22 protein-coding genes, 1 tRNA gene and 6 pseudogenes are annotated in these 23,758 nt (G+C 34.4%); 14 read left to right on the top strand and 15 right to left on the bottom strand.

The window, feature by feature from the left end; all coding sequences use genetic code 11:
- Nucleotides 1-5: 5 nt before the first annotated feature.
- From greA to GO684_RS02750, 3 genes are all read left to right on the top strand, one after another.
- On the top strand, nt 6-500 hold the full coding sequence (gene greA, locus GO684_RS02760; protein ID WP_175938705.1) for a transcription elongation factor GreA: 495 nt from the start codon (nt 6-8) through the stop codon (nt 498-500).
- Nucleotides 501-503: 3 nt separating this feature from the next.
- A complete protein-coding gene (ribB, locus tag GO684_RS02755) occupies nt 504-1,157 on the top strand; it encodes a 3,4-dihydroxy-2-butanone-4-phosphate synthase (RefSeq protein ID WP_175938703.1) in 654 nt (217 codons plus the stop codon).
- A gap of 71 nt (nt 1,158-1,228) precedes the next feature.
- Nucleotides 1,229-2,509 carry a M48 family metalloprotease gene (locus GO684_RS02750; RefSeq protein WP_175938701.1) on the top strand — a complete coding sequence of 427 codons (1,281 nt, stop codon included), beginning with the start codon at nt 1,229-1,231 and terminating at the stop codon, nt 2,507-2,509.
- Between the two features lie 24 nt (nt 2,510-2,533).
- Here the strand turns inward: GO684_RS02750 and GO684_RS02745 are convergent, their stop codons facing one another.
- Nucleotides 2,534-2,875: a TrbC/VirB2 family protein gene (locus GO684_RS02745; protein WP_175938699.1), complete on the bottom strand. Its 342-nt coding sequence runs from the start codon at nt 2,873-2,875 to the stop codon at nt 2,534-2,536.
- A gap of 103 nt (nt 2,876-2,978) precedes the next feature.
- Nucleotides 2,979-3,713, bottom strand: a complete 735-nt coding sequence (gene fabG, locus GO684_RS02740; RefSeq protein ID WP_175938775.1) for a 3-oxoacyl-[acyl-carrier-protein] reductase — start codon at nt 3,711-3,713, stop codon at nt 2,979-2,981.
- A 184-nt stretch (nt 3,714-3,897) separates the two neighbouring features.
- Here fabG and GO684_RS02735 point away from each other — a divergent pair.
- Nucleotides 3,898-5,419 (top strand): annotated as a pseudogene (locus GO684_RS02735) (HlyD family type I secretion periplasmic adaptor subunit).
- Between the two features lie 99 nt (nt 5,420-5,518).
- Nucleotides 5,519-6,430, top strand: a pseudogene (locus tag GO684_RS02730) (transposase); the annotation flags it as partial.
- A gap of 298 nt (nt 6,431-6,728) precedes the next feature.
- Here the strand turns inward: GO684_RS02730 and prfB are convergent.
- Nucleotides 6,729-7,839, bottom strand: a protein-coding gene (gene prfB / locus GO684_RS02725; protein WP_175938697.1) for a peptide chain release factor 2 whose coding sequence is annotated in 2 segments (ribosomal slippage) — nt 6,729-7,763 and nt 7,765-7,839 — 1,110 coding nt in all. Because the reading frame shifts where the segments join, the coding sequence is not laid out codon by codon here.
- Between the two features lie 154 nt (nt 7,840-7,993).
- On the opposite strand from prfB, the gene mgtE reads away from it, so the two are divergent.
- The 3 genes and pseudogenes from mgtE to GO684_RS02710 all read left to right on the top strand — a co-directional run bounded on the left by mgtE (nt 7,994) and on the right by GO684_RS02710 (nt 11,673).
- Nucleotides 7,994-9,364 (top strand): magnesium transporter, encoded by a 1,371-nt coding sequence (gene mgtE / locus GO684_RS02720; RefSeq protein WP_175938695.1) that lies wholly within the window; start codon nt 7,994-7,996, stop codon nt 9,362-9,364.
- 173 nt (nt 9,365-9,537) lie between these two features.
- Nucleotides 9,538-10,554, top strand: coding sequence for a substrate-binding domain-containing protein (locus GO684_RS02715; RefSeq protein WP_175938693.1), 1,017 nt, complete (start codon nt 9,538-9,540; stop codon nt 10,552-10,554).
- 143 nt (nt 10,555-10,697) lie between these two features.
- A pseudogene (locus tag GO684_RS02710) lies at nt 10,698-11,673 on the top strand (IS630 family transposase).
- A gap of 574 nt (nt 11,674-12,247) precedes the next feature.
- Here GO684_RS02710 and dcd read toward each other — a convergent pair.
- Nucleotides 12,248-12,805, bottom strand: coding sequence for a dCTP deaminase (gene dcd, locus GO684_RS02705; protein WP_175938691.1), 558 nt, complete (start codon nt 12,803-12,805; stop codon nt 12,248-12,250).
- 511 nt (nt 12,806-13,316) lie between these two features.
- Between dcd and GO684_RS02700 the strand changes: the two genes are divergently transcribed.
- Nucleotides 13,317-13,457: a hypothetical protein gene (locus GO684_RS02700; RefSeq protein WP_175938689.1), complete on the top strand. Its 141-nt coding sequence runs from the start codon at nt 13,317-13,319 to the stop codon at nt 13,455-13,457.
- Complete coding sequence (locus GO684_RS02695; protein WP_175938687.1) at nt 13,399-13,578, top strand: hypothetical protein; 180 nt, start codon at nt 13,399-13,401, stop codon at nt 13,576-13,578. The genes GO684_RS02700 and GO684_RS02695 overlap by 59 nt, the downstream gene beginning before the upstream one ends.
- Nucleotides 13,579-14,055: 477 nt before the next feature.
- On the opposite strand, the gene lipA is transcribed toward GO684_RS02695, so the two are convergent.
- The 7 genes and pseudogenes from lipA to GO684_RS02655 all read right to left on the bottom strand — a co-directional run bounded on the left by lipA (nt 14,056) and on the right by GO684_RS02655 (nt 18,182).
- The gene (lipA, locus tag GO684_RS02690) at nt 14,056-14,919 is read right to left on the bottom strand and encodes a lipoyl synthase (protein ID WP_175938685.1); all 864 of its coding nucleotides are present in this window, start codon (nt 14,917-14,919) and stop codon (nt 14,056-14,058) included.
- The gene (gene rpmB / locus GO684_RS02685; RefSeq protein ID WP_175938683.1) at nt 14,912-15,226 is read right to left on the bottom strand and encodes a 50S ribosomal protein L28; all 315 of its coding nucleotides are present in this window, start codon (nt 15,224-15,226) and stop codon (nt 14,912-14,914) included. Before rpmB ends, lipA begins: the two co-directional genes overlap by 8 nt.
- Nucleotides 15,227-15,263: 37 nt before the next feature.
- Nucleotides 15,264-15,605, bottom strand: a complete 342-nt coding sequence (locus GO684_RS02680) for a DciA family protein (protein ID WP_175938682.1) — start codon at nt 15,603-15,605, stop codon at nt 15,264-15,266.
- 446 nt (nt 15,606-16,051) lie between these two features.
- A complete protein-coding gene (locus GO684_RS02670; RefSeq protein WP_175938680.1) occupies nt 16,052-16,246 on the bottom strand; it encodes a hypothetical protein in 195 nt (64 codons plus the stop codon).
- A 359-nt stretch (nt 16,247-16,605) separates the two neighbouring features.
- Nucleotides 16,606-17,001 (bottom strand): annotated as a pseudogene (locus tag GO684_RS06020) (transposase); the annotation flags it as partial.
- 470 nt (nt 17,002-17,471) lie between these two features.
- Nucleotides 17,472-18,077, bottom strand: coding sequence for an RDD family protein (locus tag GO684_RS02660; RefSeq protein WP_175938678.1), 606 nt, complete (start codon nt 18,075-18,077; stop codon nt 17,472-17,474).
- 22 nt (nt 18,078-18,099) lie between these two features.
- Nucleotides 18,100-18,182 (bottom strand) — tRNA-Leu (locus GO684_RS02655).
- 110 nt (nt 18,183-18,292) lie between these two features.
- On the opposite strand from GO684_RS02655, the gene GO684_RS02650 reads away from it, so the two are divergent.
- Nucleotides 18,293-19,744 carry a replicative DNA helicase gene (locus tag GO684_RS02650; protein WP_175938675.1) on the top strand — a complete coding sequence of 484 codons (1,452 nt, stop codon included), beginning with the start codon at nt 18,293-18,295 and terminating at the stop codon, nt 19,742-19,744.
- A 531-nt stretch (nt 19,745-20,275) separates the two neighbouring features.
- Here the strand turns inward: GO684_RS02650 and GO684_RS05230 are convergent.
- The 4 genes and pseudogenes from GO684_RS05230 to GO684_RS02635 form a co-directional block, all read right to left on the bottom strand.
- Nucleotides 20,276-20,498, bottom strand: a pseudogene (locus GO684_RS05230) (IS630-like element ISWpi10 family transposase); the annotation flags it as partial.
- A 76-nt stretch (nt 20,499-20,574) separates the two neighbouring features.
- Nucleotides 20,575-20,751: a hypothetical protein gene (locus GO684_RS02645; RefSeq protein ID WP_175938674.1), complete on the bottom strand. Its 177-nt coding sequence runs from the start codon at nt 20,749-20,751 to the stop codon at nt 20,575-20,577.
- A gap of 42 nt (nt 20,752-20,793) precedes the next feature.
- The gene (locus tag GO684_RS02640; protein ID WP_175938672.1) at nt 20,794-20,979 is read right to left on the bottom strand and encodes a hypothetical protein; all 186 of its coding nucleotides are present in this window, start codon (nt 20,977-20,979) and stop codon (nt 20,794-20,796) included.
- Nucleotides 20,980-21,176: 197 nt separating this feature from the next.
- Nucleotides 21,177-22,172 carry a ribonucleotide-diphosphate reductase subunit beta gene (locus GO684_RS02635; protein WP_175938670.1) on the bottom strand — a complete coding sequence of 332 codons (996 nt, stop codon included), beginning with the start codon at nt 22,170-22,172 and terminating at the stop codon, nt 21,177-21,179.
- A 130-nt stretch (nt 22,173-22,302) separates the two neighbouring features.
- Here GO684_RS02635 and GO684_RS05225 point away from each other — a divergent pair.
- The 3 genes and pseudogenes from GO684_RS05225 (at nt 22,303) to GO684_RS02625 (ending at nt 23,634) form a co-directional block, all read left to right on the top strand.
- Nucleotides 22,303-22,667: pseudogene (locus GO684_RS05225) on the top strand (outer membrane protein assembly factor BamE).
- 625 nt (nt 22,668-23,292) lie between these two features.
- The gene (locus GO684_RS05575; protein WP_255419652.1) at nt 23,293-23,415 is read left to right on the top strand and encodes a hypothetical protein; all 123 of its coding nucleotides are present in this window, start codon (nt 23,293-23,295) and stop codon (nt 23,413-23,415) included.
- An 18-nt stretch (nt 23,416-23,433) separates the two neighbouring features.
- Nucleotides 23,434-23,634 (top strand): hypothetical protein, encoded by a 201-nt coding sequence (locus GO684_RS02625; RefSeq protein ID WP_175938668.1) that lies wholly within the window; start codon nt 23,434-23,436, stop codon nt 23,632-23,634.
- Nucleotides 23,635-23,758: the final 124 nt, after the last annotated feature.

Raw genomic sequence — 23,758 nt, 5'->3', positions numbered from 1 at the left:
TGGTTATGTCTTCATCCATTATTAAGAAGTTTCCTATAACAAGGGAAGGTTTTGAACATATACAAGCTGAGCTTGAGAAATTAAGGGAAGAAAAACCTTCCATTATACAAGCTGTTTCTGATGCTCGCGATCAAGGTGATCTATCTGAAAATGCGGAGTATCATGCTGCACGGGAAAGGTTAGGTTTTATTGAAGGTCGTATAATGGAATTAGAAAACAAGCTCTCACATGCGGAAATAATAGAAGTGAAAAACTTGTTTGGTGATTCAGTGATGTTTGGTGCAACTGTAACATTGAGCATGTTAAGTGATAATGATCGTGAAGTGGAATATATTTATAAAATTGTGGGTGAATACGAAGCTGATGTTTCAAAACAGTTAATATCTACTAGTTCACCTTTGGGTAGTGCTTTAATCGGCAAAAAAGTTGGTGAATATGTGGAAGTAACAGTGCCGAGTGGAGAGAAATTGTATAAAATAGTTAAGATTGAATTTAAGTAAATTATGGTACAAGCCACGTATGCATCAATAAGTCTACCTGGTATTTCTTCTGTGGAAGATGTGTTGGAGGATGCTCGTTTTGGTAAGTTATTTATTTTAGTTGATAATGAGAATAGAGAAAATGAAGGTGATTTGATTGTCTTGGCTGAAAAATTAAAGCCGGAGCATGTGGCTTTTATGGTTAGGTATGGCACTGGTATTGTATTTCTAGCTATGACGAGGCTTCATATGGGTAGGTTGGGTCTTGAGTTTATGAGAAGAAGTAATGTAGATGAAAAGCTTACCCCTCACACTGCATTCACTACATCGATAGATGCACGTTATGGTGTCACAACTGGTGTTTCTGCTCATGATAGAACGCGTACGATACTTACCGCTATTGACGGAAAGAGTACTCAAGATGATATTGTCACTCCTGGTCATGTTTTTCCTATTATTGCAAATGATAATGGAGTTTTGGCACGCAATGGTCATACTGAGGCAAGTGTTGAAATAGCAAAGTTAATTGGCTGTAATCACGCAGCTGTAGGGTGTGAATTAGTAAATGATGATGGCTCTATGATGCGCCTGCCTGAGTTGCTTAAATTTGCCGAACAACATAATATTAAGTTAACTACCATTGATAAACTTATACGCTACGTTAAAGAGTTGAGCTAGCGTTTATAAATTTATGTAATTTAAGTATTAAAATATAAGATTCCTGCTAACTATACAAGCACAGAATTCTCATGTTTAAAGTTGCTAAATTCTTTGCCCTGTTGTTGTTCTTTCTTGTATATTGCAATAGCGCTTGCTCTATTAATGTTAGAGACAGTGAAGTGGAAGCAGTGGTGAAAGAGCTAGCACACCCCTTATTTTCTGCTGCAGATATTGATGATGGCCGGATAAAAATTTTTGTAATTTATGATGATTCAATCAATGCTTTCGTAGTTAGTAATAATAGTATTTTTATTCACTTAGGGCTTTTGCAATATTCGACTGAACCTTACGTTTTGCTCGGCATATTGGCGCATGAGATTGCTCATATATCTTCTGGTCATATATTGCAGATGAGTGATGCTGTGGGTTGTTTTCAATCGATAGCAATGATTAGTTATATGGTAGGGTTGGTTTCTACTATTATCATTAATCCTCAGATTGCTAGCGCAATTTTGCTTAGTGGTGTGGCGCTAAGTTCAAGGTTGTTTTTTAACTATTCTCAAGAGCAAGAGAGTGTGGCAGATAGCTATGCTTTGAAGTATCTTGATGAATCTGGCTATGATAATTCAGGAATGAAAGAGATTTTTTACTATTTTAGAGGTATTGAGCATGAAAATACTGAAGAGTATTTCCGCACTCATCCACTCAGTAGTAAGCGCATATTTGCTGTACAGAATTATAGGGTTAAGAACGAAGTGAGACCAATTCTTGCAGACAAATTATTAAGATTTAAACGTATGGTTGCAAAGCTAGACTCGTTATTTTCTCCTATCTATGTGTTGTCTAATAAGTATGAAGATAATTCTGAGTATGTAAATGCTATAATTTACTATAGGCAAGGAAAGATAAAAGAGGCTATTGCTAAAGTTGATTCACTGATTCGAGAATCAAGCAATGATCCATATTTGTATGAATTAAAAGCAGAAATGCTATACAAGATTGGAAATTTAAGTGAAGCGGTAAAAATGTATGAAGAATCACTTAGGTATTTATCTGAGAAAAGCAGTTACTTAGTGAAACTCGCATTATCCCATACTTTATTATTATATGGTGATATAAAGAAGGCAATTTTTTACCTGGAACAGATTGTAAGTGTAGAACCAAGCAATGCTTTTGTCTGGAAATATTTAGGCATTGCATATAAGCATGATGCTAATGCAGCGATGTATTATTTTGCTTTAACAAAAAAGGCTTATATTGAGGGTAATTTAAGGCAATTTGCAAAGCATGCTGAGTTAGCTATTAGAAATTTACCGAAGGACAGCCCTTACTTATTGCAAATTGAAGATATGAAACGTTTCAATGAATAGCAAAAGCCACTTTTACTTTTAGGGTTATTTTGTTCCACACTTTTCCAACATGACTTTTACGTTGTCACTTACGTTAGGCATGATATTCATTATGATTGCCTTAGCACCGAAAAATACACCGCAAAACATACCTAGAGCAAAAAGAGCTGGCCAAGGCATTCTGCCAAATATTGCAAGCAGGGACGCACCAATTATCACTACTGTCATGAGTGGACCACCTATTCCCCAAACATATCCAATAATGTTACATATTACTTGAGCGGTTGTATCATCTACACCAGCACCAGGGGTAACTGCATAGCCTGAGAAAGAGAAAAGCAATACTATACATAAAACATTAAAAAATTTTTTTGTTATAGAGCTCATTTTTTTCCCTTTAAATAATAAACTAGCATAATAAAGACAATTTTAGTTTACATATATTTATTTTAAAGTAAAACCTATGGCTTGTCTATAAATTAAGGTGTTACTACATAAACAAACCACCATTAATATTAAGCACATGTCCTGTGATGTATTTTGCTTCATCACTTGCTAAAAACAGAACCCCTGCTGCTATCTCTTCTCCTGTTCCCATTCTTTTCATTGGAATATTATCTAGTATCTTTCTCTTTTGTTCTTCAGTTAAAACTTTAGTCATTTTAGTGATTATGAATCCAGGAGCAATGCAATTTACTGTTATATTGCGACTTGCAACTTCTTTTGCTATAGATTTGCTCATAGCTATGATGCCAGCCTTAGACGCTGCGTAATTTGCTTGCCCAGCGTTTCCTGTCAGTCCTATTATTGAGGAAATATTTATAATTCTTCCCCTATTATTTTTAATTAGTTTCTTACATGCTTCTCTGTTGAGCTTAAATGTAGAATTCAAGTTAATATCAATCACTTTTTGCCATGCTTCGTCTGTCATTCTCAGCGATAAACTATCTTGTGTAATGCCTGCATTGCATGCTAGTCCATCGAAGCCCCCCATTAACTCACTTGCTCTATTTATTAACTGGTTTACTTCCACAGCATTTAATAAATTACAAGGAAGTATGTGAATGTTTTTTTTATATAATTTAGCAACTTCTTCTAGGGCTTCTTTTTTTGTACCAGAAATGCATAAGATTGCTCCAGCTTTATGCATGGTTTTTACAATTGCCTGTCCTATTCCGCCTGATGCGCCGGTAACTAGGAATTTTCTGCCTTCTAGTCTAAACATGATAATTTTATTTTCCTGACTACTAACAGAATATTGACTGATTGGCAATAGGTCTCTGCATAAATTGAATGGCTCTTGGATATTTACAAAAGCTTTGAGTTGATTAAAATACAGCAGGAATTGTCACTAAATGGATTCTTTGTTTTTGTGTATTATCTTGCATTAATGTAGATTCGCAGGATATATGGTAAGTAAGTTTAAAAAACTTAGTGCTAGATTTTCTTTGACAGGTCTACTTGGCCATAGTGATAATGTAAATCATGCAAGGAACAAGAGATAATAAAGAGGAGGTGTCCAAATTTTTGGATAAAACGTTTGCATTGATTGATGCAGTGGTAAATTTTATTTTAAAGTGCGAGGGTAATAACATAAATGAGGTTCTAAGAGCAACGTGGGGGCCACTATTTTTTGGGTTGGTAGTGATACTTGTCTTTTTTGGAATAGGTGGTATTTGGTCGGCTGTGGCTCCAATTGATGGGGCAGTGCGTGCAAGTGGGGAGGTGGTTGTGTCTTCAAATAGGAAGGTAGTTCAACACTTGGGCGGGGGGATAATAAGCAAAATTTTGGTCAAAGAGGGCCAGGCAGTTAAAAAAGATGAGCCTTTAGTTTTGTTAAATGATATTAATGAGAAGGCAAATTTACGCATAATTAAAGAAAAACTCTTATCACTTTTGGCGACTGAAACAAGACTTATTGCGATTAGGGAAGATTTTGATGCAGTTGAATTTCCTGATGAAGTTAAAGGATTATCTGACGATGAACTTGTGAATAAGGTGGTGAAAAATCAGGTAAAGTTGTTTAATTCTCAGCGCAAGAGTATATTGGGAAAAACTGACGTACTGCAACAACGTATAAAGCAGTTGCATGATGGGTTAGTTGGGCTAAATTCCCAGTTGGATGCAACGCTCAAGCAACATGATTTAATAACTGAGGAACTGAAAACAAAAAGAGAGCTCCTTATCGGTGGTCACATAGGTAAACCGCACATTTTCGCTTTAGAGAAGCAGTTTGCCGAAATTGAAGGTAGAATTGGTCATTACCGTGCTGCAATATCTCAGATGCAGCAAAAAATTGGAGAGAACGAATTAGAAATTATAAACTTAAAGAATGATTCTCAAGAAAGAGCAAATACCGAACTTAAAGAGATTGGCACATCTATTGCTGATTTGAAAGAAAGACTAATGATTGCAGAAGATACATTAGCGCGTACAGTAATTAGATCGCCTCAAGATGGAATAGTCACAGATATAAGGTATCATACAGAAGGTGGTGTAATACAGTCTGGTGTTCCGGTTATGAGTATAGTGCCATTGAATGATGACTTAATAATAAATGCCAAAATCCAGACTAGGAATATAGAGGAGATACTTTCTGCACAAAAAAAAGGTAGCAATATAGTCTCTATTGACGGTTTGGAAGGGCTGAAGGTTAAAGTTCGGTTAAGCGCTTACAGTTCACGTCGTTTAAGCTTAATTAATGGTATAGTAAGCCATATTTCTCCTGATGCTCTAGACGATCCGAGATTAGGGCGTTATTATTTAGTACGTGTAGTGATACCAAAGTCAGAGCTTGCCCAGTTTAAAAGTGTGTACCTATACCCTGGCATGCCAGTGGAAGTGTATATAGTTACTCAATCCCGTACTCTCTTATCGTTCTTGTTCACGCATATAATTGCAACATTCGATAGGTCTTTTATAGAAAGGTAACTACTTTATTAAAGTAATACCAATTTCCATTGTGTAAGGAACAGATAGACAATAATGAAAAAGAAGCTATACTGAAGTAAGTAAAACAGTGAGGTTTAAATAGTGTTGAAGTCAAAGTTGTTGGATGAAAAAGTCGTAGAATCAGCAAAAGAAATGCCGAAGGAAGTGTGAGATAACGCATATATTGCAAAAAAACTAAATGCTGTAATTGTAGCAAAAAAGTGCAGCATAATAGCAATGGCAAAAGTATGTTGCATTTCAAGGACAGCACTAGCTGCATGGATAAAGCACCTAAAATTTGGAAGAGAAGAAGAATTGTTTATTTCTCCTTCAACGTTGTGGGAAAACTGGATTTGATCAGAATTAATTTGAACAAGTTGAAGTATGGACACGAGAAGACCTAATATTACCATTAAAGAAATGAGAGTAAAAATCCAGGGAAAATAATGAAGTTTTCGTATATTACGTCAAGACTAATTCATAATGAACAAGATAAAAGTAGATAGGAAGAGTTTAAGAAAACTTAATGAGGCTATTGGTAAGTGCCTGAACAAAAGTTGTTTTTCCTTGATAAATTGCGGTTTAGCACCCATTCTAAAGTTGGACACGAGTAGTTTGAAAGGGCGTTAGGGTTAAAGTAAAATTGGGTAGACAAAATTTTTACTTCTACAGTGAATTAATCCTAGAAATGGAGAGGGTTCTAGCTTATTTGCACCGAATATTGTTAATACTGATTGTGTGAGTATATTTAATAAATGTTGTAATATTTAAGAATGCGAGAAGCCTTTTAGCATGAGTCAAAAAATTTAAAGGTACCTAAAAATATCGAGATTATATGCCTACCACCATACCGTCTGAGCTCAATCCTATTTTGGGTTATATGTATAAAATAGAACATTTTGCATAATAAAGTCTGTAATAAAAATTGCTTTGCTTGAGAACACTTTGTGCAAGTTTATTACCTCTCTTTCTCACTTCACAATTAAACAACTCTGCAATGTCACTTATTTGACTACTAACAGTGAGAATTGCTATCACTTTCTTGTGGATATCTTGCAAATTAGTACACTATGCCTTAAACGCTTTATAAGCGCGTTTCAGATTGTATAGGTAAAAATTTGGAAGTGTTGTGAAGACATAAGGTGTGCATAATACAAAAAAAATTAACATAAAACGCTAATTACGTGATACTTCATCGTTTAATCTGCACAGACTGAAGATAACTGAATATCTTAGCCTCAAGAGGCGGCGAAGTTTATCAAGAGTTTTCTGTTTCTTATAGGTGAAAAGCTGGACTTCTATATCTAGATCAATTCCTAATTTTATTAGTGAGCACACTAACTATAAAACAATCTATATTGCCATCAAGGACGGAATTTATGTTGCCTACTTCATATCCTGTTCTTAAATCCCTTACCATTTGATACGGGTGCATAACGTATGACCTGATTTGATTGCCCCAGCCTATATCACATTTTTTGCCGTACTCTTCAGACATTTTCTGCTCTTTTTTCTTCAGTTCAATTTGGTATAGACGCCCTTTAAGTAATTTTAGTGCCTCATTTTTATTCTGATGCTGGGAACGACTATTTTGGCATTGAACTATAACACCTGTTGGAATATGTGTAATACGCACCGCACTTTCAGTTTTGTTTACGTGTTGGCCCCCTGCCCCCGAAGCGCGGTAAGTGTCGATCTTTAGATCCCCCTCATCCGCAGCAATATCAATTAAATTTTCCATTGCCGGAGTTACTCCTATGCTTGCAAAGCTGGTATGACGTTTACTGTTTACATCAAATGGTGATATTCTAACAAGTCTGTGAATACCGCTTTCGCTTTTTGCCCATCCATATGCCTTGTCTCCAACAATTTTTATCGTTGCAGATTTTATGCCAATTGAGTCTCCTTCTAATTTTTCTACAACTTTAACTTTAAAGTTGTGATAAATCTCTGCCCACCTTGTATACATGCGCATCAACATTTCAGCCCAATCATTGCTCTCTGTTCCACCAGCTCCTGAATGAATTTCTAAGAAGCAATCATTATTATCCGCTTCACCAATAAATAAGGACTCTGTTTCTTTACGCTTGATTAATTTCTCTAGTTTTACTAATTCATTTTCAACTTCAGAAAAAAAATCCTTATCATTTTCATCAGTAGCGAATTTCATTAAACTGATGGCATTATTATAATCGCTTTCTAGCTTTGAAAACGACTCTACGTCATTCTTAATTTTAGAACGTTCTTTTAAAACTTTTTGTGCCCTTTGGTTGTCTTGCCATAGGTTATCATCTGCAACCTGAGATTCAAGCTCTTCAAGGCGCGACTTCAACTTTTCTATGTCAAAGACACCTCCTGATGACAGAGATGCTTTTATCTAAGTTCTGAAAATATTCAAGGGTTTCTAAATAAGTTTTCATTATGCTTTAGATTTTAGTATATTTATTATCAACAGCAATAACAGTATACAAAATAGAAATTTAACCATATAATAGTTAATTTAGAAAAATCTTATTATACTCTAATGTTTAAAGGAATCAAGTATATACGTTCGTTAGAAAATAAGGTAAAATAATGAGTGTTGAGGCAAATTTCTATTATGGTTTAGATAAAAAGGCTATTGATAGCTTGATAGAGTCACTCAATAATCAGGAATTAGAAAACATTCATAATATTGTAAAAACTATAGATAGCGTTCAGCTAGCCTATTTTTTATCCACCTCAATCAGTGATCACAGAGAACAGTTAGTTAGTGTTCTCGATCAACATTCATTAAGTAATGCTCTAGTGCATGTAGTGCCAGATTTGCAAGTGGAAATCATAGAAACATTGGGAATAGAAAATGCGGCAAAGTTATTAACACTCCTCGATGTGGAGGATATAGTAGCCATAGTGAAAGATTTAGATAGAAGATCCATAGGAAGCATACTTAAATACCTGCCCGATGAAACTCAAAAATCGGTAGAGGAGTTGTTATCGTATCCAGAAGAAAGTGCGGGAAGATTGATACACAAAGATATGGTTATAGCCCCATATTATTGGACGATAAACCAATTAACAGAATTTTTGCGCAGTTATAAAAAAATACCAGAAAAATTTTATCAGATCTTTATTATTAACTCAAAATTAGAGCCTATTGGTAGTGTTAATTTGAATAAGGTAATATCTCATTCAGGAGAAACAGTGATAAAAGAAATAATGAGTCAAGATATAAAGATTATTAAAACTGGAGTGGATCAAGAGGAAGTAGCAAGAGTGTTTAAAGATTATTCTCTATTATCAGCTCCAGTAGTAAATAAGCGTGGTAAAATCATTGGTGTAATCTTGATTGAAGATGTAATAAAAGTTGTTCAACAAGAAACAGAAGAAGATGTACTCAAAATAAGTGGTGTGTCATCTAAAGCTGATATAAATGCTCCTATACATAAAACTATAATTCAAAGGCTACCTTGGTTATTATTTAATCTCTTAGCTGCAACAATATGTTCTGTAGTAGTTGGCTTTTTCGATGATATAATAAAAAGTTTTGTAGTGCTACCAATAGTTATGCCAATAATTACATCAATGAGTGGAAATGCTGGGTCCCAAACAGTAACGCTAACCATTAGGGCAATTGCAACAAAATATTTGACTGAGCAAAATGCAAACAGAATACTGATAAAAGAATTTTTTATAGGTCTTATAAACGGGATAATTTTATCTGCTATTTCATTGGTGGTATTGGCAATAAGGTTTCACACTTTCAAAGTGGAGATAATTTTTGTGGCTTCCATGGTTATGATGTCAATTATTGCAACATTTATTGGAACTTTCATTCCCATAATGCTTCACCGTTTAAAATCTGACCCTGCCGTTTCTTCTTCGATTCTAACATCAGCAACAACTGATATCCTTTCAGCTTTTATATTCCTCGGTTTAGCCACACTTTTTTTGTTAAATAGCTAAAAAGATTGTGCTATAAAAATCCTGCTTCAACTTTTGTGTTTCTTTCACACCTAATCATTCAAAGGGCTATAATATTTTTGCTATGAATTATCAAACGTTAGGAGAAAATTAAGGCTTTTCAGTTTGATCTTTTTGTTATAATAACTATAGGTCTATGTTCTTAATTGAAGACAATGTTTAGAAGCTTTCTCTTGATTTTTGTATTTACGGTACTTATCCCGCTGTCAGATGTTGATGCGAGGAAATATGTTAGAATTGTTGGGTCTTCAACCGTTTTTCCTTTTATCTCATTTATAGCTGAGGACTTCAATCGTATATTCTCCTTTAAGACCCCGGTTGTGGAATCGATAGGAAGTGGGCCGGGATTTAAAACGTTTTGTTCAGGAGTAGGAGAAAATACACCAGATATCGCCACTTCATCTCGTCCTATAAAAGAGGCAGAAATAGAGCTATGTAAAAGGAATAAAGTTAACGAGGTGGTAGAGATTATTATTGGCTATGATGGAATTGTTGTTGCAAATTCAAATCAAAGCCGTAAATTTGATTTTACGAAAAAGGATTTATTTGAAACTTTGTCTGCATATTCTCAGGAGAATGGTAGGCTAGTAAAAAATAGCAAGAAGTTTTGGTCTGATGTAAATCAAACCTTACCAAAAACGGAAATTGAAATTTATGGTCCACATCAGAATACAGGTACATACGAAACTTTAGTTAATTTTGTTATGCTTGATCAATACTCATGCATGAATTCAAGAATTTTTAAGGAGAGTTATAAAGATCCGGAAGAAAGAAAGAAAGCATGTAGTAATATAAGGGATGATAGAAGGTACATAGAAGTTGGAATCAATGAGAACATAATAATACAAAAATTGAAAAGTAACAAGAATGCCTTAGGAATATTTAGTTTCAGCTTTTTGATGAGGAACCAAGATAAGGTACAAGGGAGCACGATTGCAGGAATTGAGCCAACTTATGAAAATATATCATCAGGAAAATATATATTAGCAAGGCCTCTATACCTTTACATAAAGAAAGAACACTTAAATACCGTTGATGGACTAAGGGAATTCATTAGGGAAGTTATAGATTCAATTAGTACTAAAGGTGGATACCTATCTAGGCTCGGTCTGATTCCACTTTCAAATGAAGATATAAAGAGAATTTTAGCAAAAGTTCATGATATAGTGTAATACCTTTTGGTCTAAGGAGCAACCTTGTAAAAAATCATCAGCACTTACAGACTTTGAGTTCAATTGATTTCTCTATACTAAGGAGCGGATAGACAATAATGGAAGGGAAGCCACGTTGAGGTAAGTAAAATAGCAAGGTTTAAATGGCATTAAAATCAGAATTATTAGATGAAAAAGTCGTGGAATCAGCAAAAGAAATGCCGAAGAAAATGCGAAATAGTGCATATACTATAAAAAATTAAATGCTGTAATTGCAGCAAAAAAGCATGTATAACAGCCGTAGCAAAAATATGTTGCATTTCAAGAATAGTACTAACTGCATGGGTAAAGCACCTAAACTTGAGAGAGAAGCAAAGTTGTTTGCTTCCCTCAATGTCATAGAAAAACGAGATTAAACCAGAGTCAATTTGAACAAGTTGAAGTATGAATACGAGAAAATTCTAATATTACTATTAAAGAAATGAGAATAAGAATCCAGGAAAAATTTGGCTTGAATGTCAGTAAATTTATAGTATACCGTAAACCGTAATATGCAGAAAATGAAGTTTTCGTGTATTATGTCAAGATCAATTCATAGAGTTAAAAGAACTTAATGAGGCTATTGGTGAGCATCCTGAACAAGAGTTATTCATCTTTGATGGATCGCAGTTGGCACACATTCAAAAGTTGAACAAGGTGATTTAAGAAGGGCGTTAGAACATAGGTTAAAGTAAAATTAGGTAGACAAAATTTTTATCTTTACAGTGCAGTTAATCCTAGAAATAGAGAGAGTTCTAGCTTATTTGCACTGAATGTCAGCACTGATTGTATGAATATATTTCTTAAACAAACGTTACAATATTTAAGAGCGCAAGAAGCCTTTCTTGTCATGGATTGATGATATTGGCATGAGTCGAAAAATTTAGAAGTACCTAAAAATATTAATATTATATACCTGCTACCATACTTACCCAAGCTCAATTATATTGAGAGACTTTGGTTGTATATAGAACAGAACATTTTGCGTAATAAAGTCTGTAATATAATTGCTTCGCTTGAGAGTGCTTTGTGCAAATTTATTACTCTCTTTTTCACTCCGCAATTAAACAGCTCTGCAATGTCACTTATTTGATCTATTAACAATGAGAGTTAATATCGCTACTTCAAGTTTCTAATTTTTATAAAGCCAGCTGAATGCTGCAATTATCTACTTAATTCTTGACCCAAATGTGTCTGTGTAGCACCTTCTGGTAACTTGCTACTCTTCCTTTTTTCACATCTCCGGTAATGGCCATGCTCTAGTTAATATTCCAATCACATAAGGCTCGATTTTAAGGAGAATCAACCTTTCAGTGAATATATGGTGTATCACATATTGCAATTTCTCCTCTATGTTTACAAGTATGAGGAAATTCTACTTTATATCACCTGCATCATTTGCATCTATTTTAGCTAGACAATTACCCTTATGCTTAGATTTAATCACCTATATTCCTTTTGCTTTTTGGCTTATTTTTTTTTACTTTATACAGCTCTTTGAAACTTGGTATTGATGAATTTTTGAATTTAAACCTAGCTTTTTCTTTAACTTAGCATTTTCTATATTATTCCACTTTTGCTCTATCATTATCTTTTTATACTACCTTGTCAATCTTATTTTGCTACTCCGCTGAACGGATGTGTAATATCAAACTTTTCTAAACGATAGAAGTCATTATTTCACTAACGGCAAGGTGATACCATGTTGATTCATATATTTTCCTTTCATATCGTCATATGATTTTTCACATTCACTCTCACCACTTAAAAACACAAATTGGCACGCTCCTTCATTAGCGTAAATTTTTGCAGGAAGCGGAGTAGTGTTTGAGAATTCAAGTGTAACATGACCTTCCCATCCAGGTTCCAAGGGAGTGACATTTATTATAATTCCACACCTCGCATAAGTCGATTTACCAACACAAATAACTAGTATATTTCTTGGTATACGAAAATATTCCACTGTACTTGCAAGTGCAAGGCTATTCGGTGGAATTATGCACACATCTGTTTCCTTATCTATAAAACTGTTCTTAGAAAAATCCTTGGGATCAACTACAGCTGAATTAACATTAGTAAAAATCTTGAATTTATTATTTACTCTTGCATCATACCCATAAGATGATAGCCCAAAAGATATGACACCCTTACTGCTTTTGTGACCCACAAAAGGCTCTATCATTCTAAAGCTTTCAGTTTTTTCTCTTATCCATTTATCAGGCATCACTGCCATAACTGCTCCTTAAAGTTGTGTAATACTTACAATAATATAAAATAAAATTCAAATGTAAACTATAGACCTAACAGCTTTTTATGGCTTGACTGTAGTGAAGATTTTTGAATCTTCATGGTATCATTCCAGCACTTCCTTTTTATTCGCCTCATAGCTTCTTTTCTTGTCACTACAATGTGCAGATGCTAAGACCCAGAAAAGTTTGCTGTGTGAGCAAGCGAACTGATTTGTTGAGCATAGAAAGTAGCTGATCCTATGTTAAAATAGCTTCATCGACAAGATCTTGGAAAGTCTGAATTCCAGCGTCACGTATTGGACGAAATTATCATGCCGCGATGAATCGCGGTATCTTTCAGTATAGGTCTCATTAACAAGCGGCGGGATAACGGTTGTTGTTATGGGAAAAGGGCAAAAGAATCCCTAATTATATTAGTTCCTATTGCACAAGGAATAGGTAGCCAATAATGGAAAAGAGACCTTACTGCAATAAGTGGAATAGCGAGGTTTTTAAGTGGTGTTGAAATCAAAATCGTTGGATAGAAAAGTTGTGAAACCAGTAAAAGAAATGCTGAAGGAAGTACGAAGTAACGCATGTGTTGCAAAAAAAACTAAGTGCTGTAATTGTAGTAAATATTCTAAGAATAATTCATAACAAGATAAAAGCACAGTATAGTAGCCGTAGCAAAAATATGTTGCATCTTAAAAGCAGCACTGACCACATAGATAAGGCACCTAAAATTTGGAAGAGAAAGAAATTATTTGTTTCCCCTTAATGTCGTAGAAAGACTAGATTGAATCAGGGTTAGTTTGAATAAGTTGGAGCGTGGATACAAGAAAACCCTAATATTGCCATATAAACAAGATCAAGGTGGAAAAGAGTTTAAAAAAAACTTAATGAGACTATTGGAAGCATCCTGAACAAGAGTTATTTATCTTTGATAAATCGCGATGTGCACACATTCAAAAGTTTTGGACACGTGTTGGTTTAAAGAGGGCATTAGAATACAGATTAAAATAAAATTAGGTAGGCAAAAATTTTTATTTCTATAGTACAGTTAATCATAGAAATGTGGACTTTGGTTGCATATAAAATAGAACATTTACGTAATAAAGTCTATAATACAGTTGCTTTGCTTGAAAGCGCTTTGTGCAAATTTATTACCTCTCTTGCTCACTCTACAATTAAACAACTCTGCAATGTTACTTTATTTGGCCCGCTAAAATGAGAATTGGTATAACATTGTATAATATCAACGACAAGCCTTGAGCCTATTGAAATCCTCTTCAGCGTGGTATGATGATCTAGTTAGTGGACTTGATGCAACCACTAAGAAGCCTTTAGAATAAGCGATGTATTTATAATGCTCAAATTCTTCTGGAGTAATATACCTATCAATTTTTGCATGTTTTGGAGTTGGTTGAAGGTATTGACCGATTGTGATAAAATTGACTTCGGCACTTCGTAGATCGTCCATAACTTGAAGTACTTCTTCTTTTGTTTCTCCAAGGCCAACCATGAGTCCTGACTTTGTGAAGAGTTTAGGATTAATTTGCTTCACCATTTTTAACAAGTATAGTGAATGAAAGTAACGAGCACGTGGTCTTATTCTTGCATATAATCTCGGCACCGTTTCAATATTGTGGTTATAGACATCAGGTGATGCAACAGCGATTGCTTCAAATGCTCCTTTCTTATTTAAAAAATCTGGAGTTAAAATCTCTACTGTTGTTTCCGAAGTTATTTTTCTAATTTCTTCTATACACTTTATAAACTGACTTGCTCCGCCATCTGGTAAATCATCACGGTCGACGGAGGTAATTACAACATGTTTTAAGTTTAACTTTTTTATTGCTTTTGCTAAATTTTCTGGCTCGTGAGGATCTGGCTTATCTGGAATACCAGTTGCAACGTTGCAAAATGCACAAGCACGAGTGCAAACAGAACCAAGAATCATCACAGTAGCGTGACGTTTGTTCCAGCATTCGCCAATATTTGGGCATGCAGCCTCTTCACACACCGTATGCAGGCCATGTAGTCTAACAGTATTTAAGGTCTCATTGAATACTTCACCAGTTGGAGCTTTTGCTCTGAGCCATGAAGGCTTGTTATGCATCTGAAACGGCTGATTTTACCCCTTGCTTTGCTAAAACTTTCTTCAACTTTCTTTTTATTTTTTGTGCTTTTTCGCTTAATTTAACTGTTCTTGTATTGAGCAAAAAAGTGTCAAGATTACCTTTATAATCTATAGTCCTTAAAGTCCTTGTTGCTACACGAAACTTAAATTTTTTATTCAATATATTGCTTATCAACGTAACATTATGTAAATTTAAGAGAAAAGTGCGCTTTGCTTTACGGTTTGAATGTGACACCTTATTACCAAAAGATTTCTTCCTATTTGTTAATTCGCAAACTCTACTCACTTTGATATACCAAGTTATTCTATGTATTTAAGTTACCTTATATAGTGAAATAGTCAATGCTCTCTTGCTTAATTTTTATACCATATACTGCTTTGTAGCCAAAAAATATCGTGATTTTCTCTATCACAAGAGAAATCATATGCTGAATTTCTAGTGCTTTACTGCCATTTGTTACTACCAAATGCAGTACACCTGAATTTATATTTTGCGCATATGAGATCTTTTTTGGTTTTGTACACTCTGCTATTTCTGCTCCAACTATGCTCTTCCAGTTTAAAATAAGACGCATTTCGTTTCTGCTTATTCTATTCCTCATGCATTTCAATGCATAACTTTCTACTATAGACTTTAATTTCTTTTGGCCACTGCGCTTAAGCATTTTTTCACTTTAAACTAGATTTCTCCATGGTTATAACATAGTGTGATGGACATTGTTTATAAGCTTCCGGTAACTGTGTCGATAACGGAACCAGCCCACCACAGTAGATTTAATAAAACGACCTTATTAAAACTTTCACCCATCACTACATTTAGTTAGTTTATGACCTGCCTTTTTACAGTCAATAAACAATGTTTCTGAACCCTGCTGAATAACTACTACCCCATGGTAGAGTGACAGAATGGCTCGTCCCAAACGGTCATTTACAATGCGTTTAACTTTTTCTGTTAAGTTGCCTTCACTATCTACTACCTGGTTCGGATTACTTATGTGGAACTGGAAAATAGTATTGCAAAACAACTAGTAAGTAAGCTAGTTACGGGTAATGTTAATGAGGTATTTCTTAACCTAAGAGCCATACAAATATAGTAGCGAAATATCCTACGTTATAAAATCAATTTTTTGTTATTCTGTTGCTTTAGTTCATAGATTAAATTTCTGCATTCCAGCGTTACACGATGAAATAGTAGCTCTACTCCCGTCCTCACACCATAAAAAGCAGTATTTTTATGAAAAATCATGTTAAAATAGCACTTATCAGATAAATTGCAATTGTTCCATTTACCAAATTTTTGTGCCATTACCTTTATTCTATAATTAATTGGCCTCTCTTTGTTTTTAGTTAGAATTGGTTAAATTATCGTTAACCTGAGTGAGTTTTTGAACTAAATTTAAGATGTCATTTCAGTGTCAGCTACTCAGCTTGGTGGGCTCTTAAGTTAGATCTCTTGCAACTAACTTTTAACTACAAATATTTAAGAAATTTACTAAGCGGAAAAGGTAAAAAAAAATCCTGTGGTGCTGGCTTTGGTCCTATAATAGTTTGAATTGGCGCTGTAACAATTTGCTGATGCTTAGTTTAAGCGTAATTTGGCTGAACGTAGAGAAAATTTAAAAGGCATGCGGCCAGGGTAATTTAATGTAATGCCAATTTTCATTATTAGTGGGTCGAATAAGTGACATTGCAGAGTTGTTTCATTGTGAGGTGAGGAAGAGAGGTATAAATTTGCACAAAGCACTCTCAGGTAAAGTAATTGTATTATAAACTTTGTTGCGAAAATGTTCTGCTTTATATACAATCAAAGTCTCTCAATAGGATTAAGCTCAGGTGAGCATGGTGTTAAGTGTATAATCTCGATATTTTTAGGTGCCTTTAAATTTTTAACTTATGTTAACTAGCACAATCTATGACAAGAAAAGCTTCTTGTGTTCTTAAACATTACAACGTTTGTTCAAGAAATATATTCATGTAATCAGTGTTGACATTCAGTGCAAATAAGCTAGAACTCTCTCCATTTCTAGGGTTAACTGCACTGTAAAGATGAAAATTTTGTCTATTACTTTAACCTATGTTCCAACGTCCTTTTTAAACCAACCCGTGTCCAAAACTTTTAAATGTATGCAAACCGCGATTCATCAAAGATGAATAACTCTTATTTAGGCTACTTACCAATAGCTTCATTAAGTTTTTTAATGCAACATATTTTTATTACGACTATTATACTGTGCTTTTATCTTGTTCATTATGAATTAGCTTTGGAATATTTGCTGGAATTACAGCATTTAGCTTTTTTGCAACATATGCGTTATTTTGTGCTTTCTTTAGCATTTCTTTTGCTAGTTGCGCGACTTTTTTATCTAATAATTTGATTTTAACGCCATTTAAACCTTGCTATTTTACTTACTTCAGTATGATTCCTTTTTCATTATTATCTATCCGTTTCTTGTACAGTAGAAATTGGGATGAGTTGGAAATAACCCTGCTGCTATGGTAATGAAGTTGTTAAATTTTGTCAAGTGGCTTTTTTAGCTCTGCCCTCCAAGGCTTTTACTTGTAACGACCACTGTGCCTGCAATCTTATCGTGCCAAGTTTGGCAGCGCTTGTTGAAATTTGACCATGTGAAGCCCAAAAATAGTGGTGCAACCGACAATATGAAGGAAAAAAACCTCTTGGTTGCTTGTCTTAGGGTCATTTTTCTAAAGGCTTTTGCATCTACAACTCTAAGTCCAAGCAATAATTTCCCAGGTGTAGCAGCGAACTTTATCCACATATATGTAACATAGCTAAAGAGCATAATGAATTGAACTATTTGATTTAGGATCCATAATTTAATAAGTCTACTCTGTACTGTTTTTTCTTCTGCAGACAGTGGTACTTGCGTTTGATATTTTGCAACAATTTGGCTGAATGTTGTGCCATCTTCTGAATTTATAAAGAGATGATTTAAGGCTTGACTGAGAGACCCCAAGAATAACAAGAATAAAACGATAATAATAAAATCAAGCAGTACTGAAATATAGCGCCTAAGTCCTGTGACGTAGCATATACCATTTTCACCTTTTTTTACCCTTTGAATAATATTTATAGAAGAAAAAATAGAAAATAAACGATCGAAAAATTTGTGTAACATAATGCGCTTTCCAATATTTGAGTGCCCCTAGCCGGACTTGAACCAGCATGCTTTTGTAAGCAGCAGATTTTGAGTCTGCCGTGTCTACCATTCCACCACAGGGGCCTTTTTAATGGTATAGACAACACAGAATTAGTCAAATTTTTTTGCTTTTACATCTTTCAAATGGATACTAAGTATTCTACAATAATTGACAATTACTCTAGAAACTTAAAATGAATGAATTAGCTGGTCTTATCGATTCAACAAGTGTGGATAAGGAAATATGCAAATTACCCCATAATTTAGAGGCGGAACAAATGCTTATTGGTGCAATGATTCGTGATAATAGAATCTGTGATGTGGTTGAAGACACAATCACTGCAGAGAATTTCTATGATCCACTGCATCAAAGTATTTTCACTCAGATATCTAAAACCAGAAAGCACGGCATAATTGTCAATGAACTAAGCCTCAAAATGTTTTTTGAAAACGACCAAGCGTTCATCAAATGTGGTGGAGTTGAATATCTTGCAAAACTTGCAGCAAAGGCAAGTATCGTGCTTGATATCTATAGTTTGACTAGAATAATCCGCGATACTTACTTAAGAAGGTGCTTAATCAAGCTCGGACAGGAGATAGTTGGTGATAGTTATAACTATGACATCGAAAACTCTGCACAGGTGCAAATTGAACAAGCGATGACAAAGTTGTTCAACTTAGTAGTAAAAAAGCAAAGTGAGAAAACATATGTAAAACTTGCAAGTTCAGTTAAAGATGTAATTGAGAAAATCAGCACGCTGAAGAATAATCCAGAGGCACTAGGCATTACAACCGGACTTCAAGATCTAAATCAGCTCCTTGGTGGTTTGCAGAAGTCTGATTTGTTAATTCTTGCTGCAAGGCCTTCTATGGGCAAGACAGCATTAGCACTAAATATTGCGCTTAATGCTTGTAAACTCTTGCAAAAAAGAGTGGATAAACAACATTATGTAGCATTTTTTTCACTTGAAATGTCAGCAGAGCAATTGACTGCAAGATTGATCACCATAGACTCAGGAGTTAGCTATTATAGAGCATTGACTGGAAGGATTAGTGATTTTGAATTGCATGAATTCATCAATGCTAGTACAAAATTATCTGAATTACCTTTCATTATAGACGATACTCCTGCGTTATCAATCAGCGCTCTTCGTACTAGGATACGTTTATTATATCAGCTGTATAACGTAGAAGCGGTGTTTATTGATTATTTGCAGTTAATCAGAGGGACAACAAAGAGAAGTAATGAAAATAGAGTGCAAGAGATTTCAGAAGTGACACAAGGCTTAAAAGCAATTGCGAAGGAACTAAATATTCCTGTTGTTGCACTGTCGCAGCTCTCTCGTTCTGTTGAGCAGAGAGATGACAAAAAACCACAACTTGCTGATTTACGTGATTCAGGAAGCATAGAGCAAGATGCAGATATAGTAATGTTCCTTTATAGGGAAGAATATTACGAACTGAGAAAACAGCCAAGTGAGGGAAGCAATAAACATCGAGAGTGGCAAGAAAAAATGGAGAAAATTAGAAATGTTGCAGAGCTCATTATTGCAAAGCAAAGAAACGGGCCAATTGGCAGTGTAAAGTTATATTTTGACTCTAACCGAGGTGCATTTAAAGATTACACTGAAAGGTATAGTTTGTAGCTTTTAGCAGTCTTTTGCCAACATCTATCTTTACTATGATTTCTTGATTTATCAATGAACTGCATAAACATTATGATTTGATAAACAAGATTCAAGCAGCTCACAGAAATGCAAAACTACTTGATAAATACCTTGCCAGTTCATAGCACTGAAGCTGTTTATTTACCTTCTCTGTACAGATTAAATGACAAGAAAACTTAGTGTATCTGGTGTTTCATATTTAATTTTTGCACTATGTACATCCTATGTCTTTTTCATTGTTGTATATATTGTTAACTAGTGCTATAAGTTACGCCTACTTTGCGCTTAAAAAATATTAAAAAAGCCGGCGTTATAAAATAAATTAGTGAGTAGCTAGCTAGAGGGTTTTCTCTTGCTTGGTAAATTTCTTAATACTTATAGTTTAGATTGGTTAAGCTTTAAAAGCAGCTAAGTCGCGATTATTGAGTATTTAAAACATAAAAAAGCGCCATTTTTTTTACATAGATATTCACTAGGGCTCCTTTTTTCTCCTAATACAAACTCTCATTATTAGTGGGTTAAGTAAGTGACGTTGCAGAGTTGTTTAATTGCGGAGTGAGAAAGAGAGTTAATAAATTTACATAAAGCGCTCTTGAGCAAAGCAATTGTATTATAGACTTTATTACGCAAGGTGTTCTGTTTTATATACAACCAAAGTTTCTCAATATAATTGAGCTCGGGTGAGTGTGGTAGTAGGTATAATCTAAATATTTTTATGTATCTTTAAATTTTTAACTTATGTCAACTAGACAATCCATTTAAACCTTGCTATTTTGCTTACTTCAGTAAGGCTTCTTTTCTATTATTGTCTATCCATTCCTTGTATAGTGGAAATTAGTATTAGATATATACTTTTTTACTGCTTCGGCAAGCTTAATCACAACACCTATTCCAACTTTAACTAAAATTGGGAATAATAGTGCTGAACCTATAGCTAACAAAGAACCAGCTAAGATGCTTCCGGTGAATAAGCCACCTAGGCCCATAATGACTTTTAATGACTCGCTTATATTGCGATTGTGTAGATCTTAGGACGGGGGAGTTGTTATGAGAGCTGCAATTGACGACACTACAGAGATGCCATCAACAATTGTACCTATTATCAAAGTGAAAGACTGGTTAAGCCACCTTAGTACAAGCCTATTGAGATGCTTACTATAGCTCCTAATTATTGTTGCTATTTCTAACGTTATTAAATAATTTAAACTAAACATTTTGCTCCTCTTTATACTTACAGTTTTTTTTTGGTTTATTTTTTATTCTAAAATTCATATGGGTATTTTGTATGCTTAAACAATATATCAATCAGTTCATTTTATAAAACTGTTAGTTCTCGGCTTAGTACTGTTTATGCAGGTTCCAAGCAAGTGTCAAGCTAATCAGGTTATAGTAGGTAATGTAAAAAGACTAATTAGCGCTCTTTGTTATTAGTATCGTCTTCAGCAAAAGCTTCCTCCCACGTGCCTTGGGTTGCTGCACGGCTATATTCTGTTACTCTATTTTCAAAAAAGTTCGTATGTTCAACACCATTTAGTATTCCATCAAGCCACGGAAGGGGATTGTCATTAATATCATATATGGGCTTCAGGCCCAATTGCATTAACCGTCTATTTGCTATATAGCGTATGTAATTACGCACTTCTTCTGCAGATAGTCCTTCAACATCTCCTAAGTCAAAGGCAAGCTTTATGAATTCATCCTCAAGTCCAACGATAGTGCGGCATGCAGAGTATAGTTCCTCTTTGAACTCATCATTCCAAATTTCATTATTTTCTTTAATAAACGTGTTGAATAAATTGATAATTGAATTGGTATGTAAGGTTTCGTCACGTGCTGACCAGGCGATTATTTGTCCCATGCCTTTCATTTTTCCAAAGCGTTGAAAATTGAGCAAAATTGCAAATGATGCAAATAGCTGCAATCCTTCAGTAAATGCACCGAATACTGCCAGAGTTTTAGCCACATGTTTTTTATCGTGTTTTTTACTTTCCTCAAATTCTAGCATATATTCATATTTCTTTCTCATAGCGTCATATTTTAAAAATGCTTGATATTCACTTTCTGGCATACCAATTGTATCTAAGAGATAAGAATAGGCTGCAATGTGTATGGTTTCCATGTTGGAAAAGCTTGCGAGCATCATGCATATTTCTGTTGGTTTAAATATATTTGAATAATGCCTCATGTAGCAGTTATTTACTTCAATGTCTGCTTGAGTGAAGAACCTAAAAATCTGAGTCAGTAAATTTTTTTCCACATTCGAAAGTTTCGCTTTCCAATCCTTCACATCATCAGCAAGTGGAACTTCTTCGGGTATCCAATGTATTCTTTGCTGCTGTAACCAGGCATCATACGCCCAAGGGTAATTAAAAGGTTTATATATTGGATCTGCTTCTAACAATAACATAGAACACCTATTATTTTCTGAAGTAATATTATATTAAGCGATATCAAAAATCAGTCAATTTAACTTTTACAAAATTTGACGACAGGTGATTTATTAATGTATTGTAGCTTTAAGTGATTTGTCAATAGAGATGCGAGTGCTAATATTTTTTGTTTTGCTATTTTAGCAAGCTGTCGCACTATTTACAATCATGGAGCTCTAGGCATTAGTATTGAATTATGTAGCAAGATAAAAATAGGTGATGATAAAGAAAAAGTGGTTCACACTTTAGGATCACCAACATTGATATCTAAATTAGGTGAAAATATTTGGTACTATATCTCATATAAAATTAAACAGGTTAATTTCTTAGGGAATAGAAAGTATAGCAGTAAATCTCTGCGAATTTCATTCGATCAGGATAATAAAGTTACAAGTATAGAAGAAATTGACATTTTAGAGAGGTCTTTAGTTGTTGTTGATTGGAAATTTACTGACTGTGGAGTTTCTCTGTAAAAAATAAAATTTTACTGCGCATTACTAATGTCATTCCAGCGTATGACATACAACTTCAAGGATATTGTGATTTGATAGACCTGGTAGTTTATAGAAGTGCAAGAAATTGCTTAACGGGTTTTAATAGCCTTCTTACCATAGTATTGAAGCCTATTTGTTTATCTTTGATCTGTGTCAGATAACATGACAGAAAAGCTTAACGTATCTGGTGTGTCATGTTTAGTTTTTTGCGCTATGTACACCTCATGTCCTTTTATACATTGTCAGCTAGCACTGAGCGCTTAAAAAACATTAAAAGACGCCAAAATTGTAAAGTAGATAGTGGATAACTAGCTGTAACGGAGTTTCTTTTTCCTTATTTGCTAAATTTCTTAGCGCTTATAGTTTAGGTTAGTTGCGACTTAAAACCAGCTGAATTGTGTCATTAAGTGTTTGCACCAATTCCCACTGTGCAAGGAACGGATAGAAAATAGTAGAAAGGAGGCCATACTGAGTAAGTAAAACAGCAAAATTTAAATGGCATTGAAATCAAAATTATTGGATGAAAAAGTCGTGGAATCAGCAAAAGAAGTGCTGAAGGGAATGTAAAATAACGCATATGTTGTAAAAAAACCAAATGCTGTAATTGCAGCAAAAAAGCACAGTATATCAGCTGTGGAAAAATATATTGCATTTTAAGAACAGCATTAACTGCATAGATAAAGCACCTAAAACTTGGAAGAGAAGAAAATTTGTTTACTTCCCTTAACGTTATAGAAAAGCTAGATTGAATCAGAGTCAATTTGAACAAGTTGAAGTATGGATACAAGGGAACCTTAATATTACCGTTAAAGGAATAAGAATAAGAATCCAGGAAAAATTTATTTTGAATGTCAGCGAGTCTACAGTACACCTTAGAATATGCAAAAATGAAGTTTCGTATATTACGCCAGGACCAATTCACAATGAGCAAAATAGAGGCAGATAAGAAGAGTTAAAATAACTTAATAAGACTATTGGTACGCATCCTGAATAAGAGTTATTTTTCTTTGATAAATCGCAGTTTGGTACACATTAGAAAGTTGGATACGGGTGATTTGAAAAGGGCGTTA

The organism is Wolbachia endosymbiont of Litomosoides brasiliensis (genome assembly GCF_013366805.1).
Classification (GTDB): Bacteria; Pseudomonadota; Alphaproteobacteria; order Rickettsiales; family Anaplasmataceae; genus Wolbachia.
This window is presented reverse-complemented; position numbering and strand designations above follow the sequence as displayed.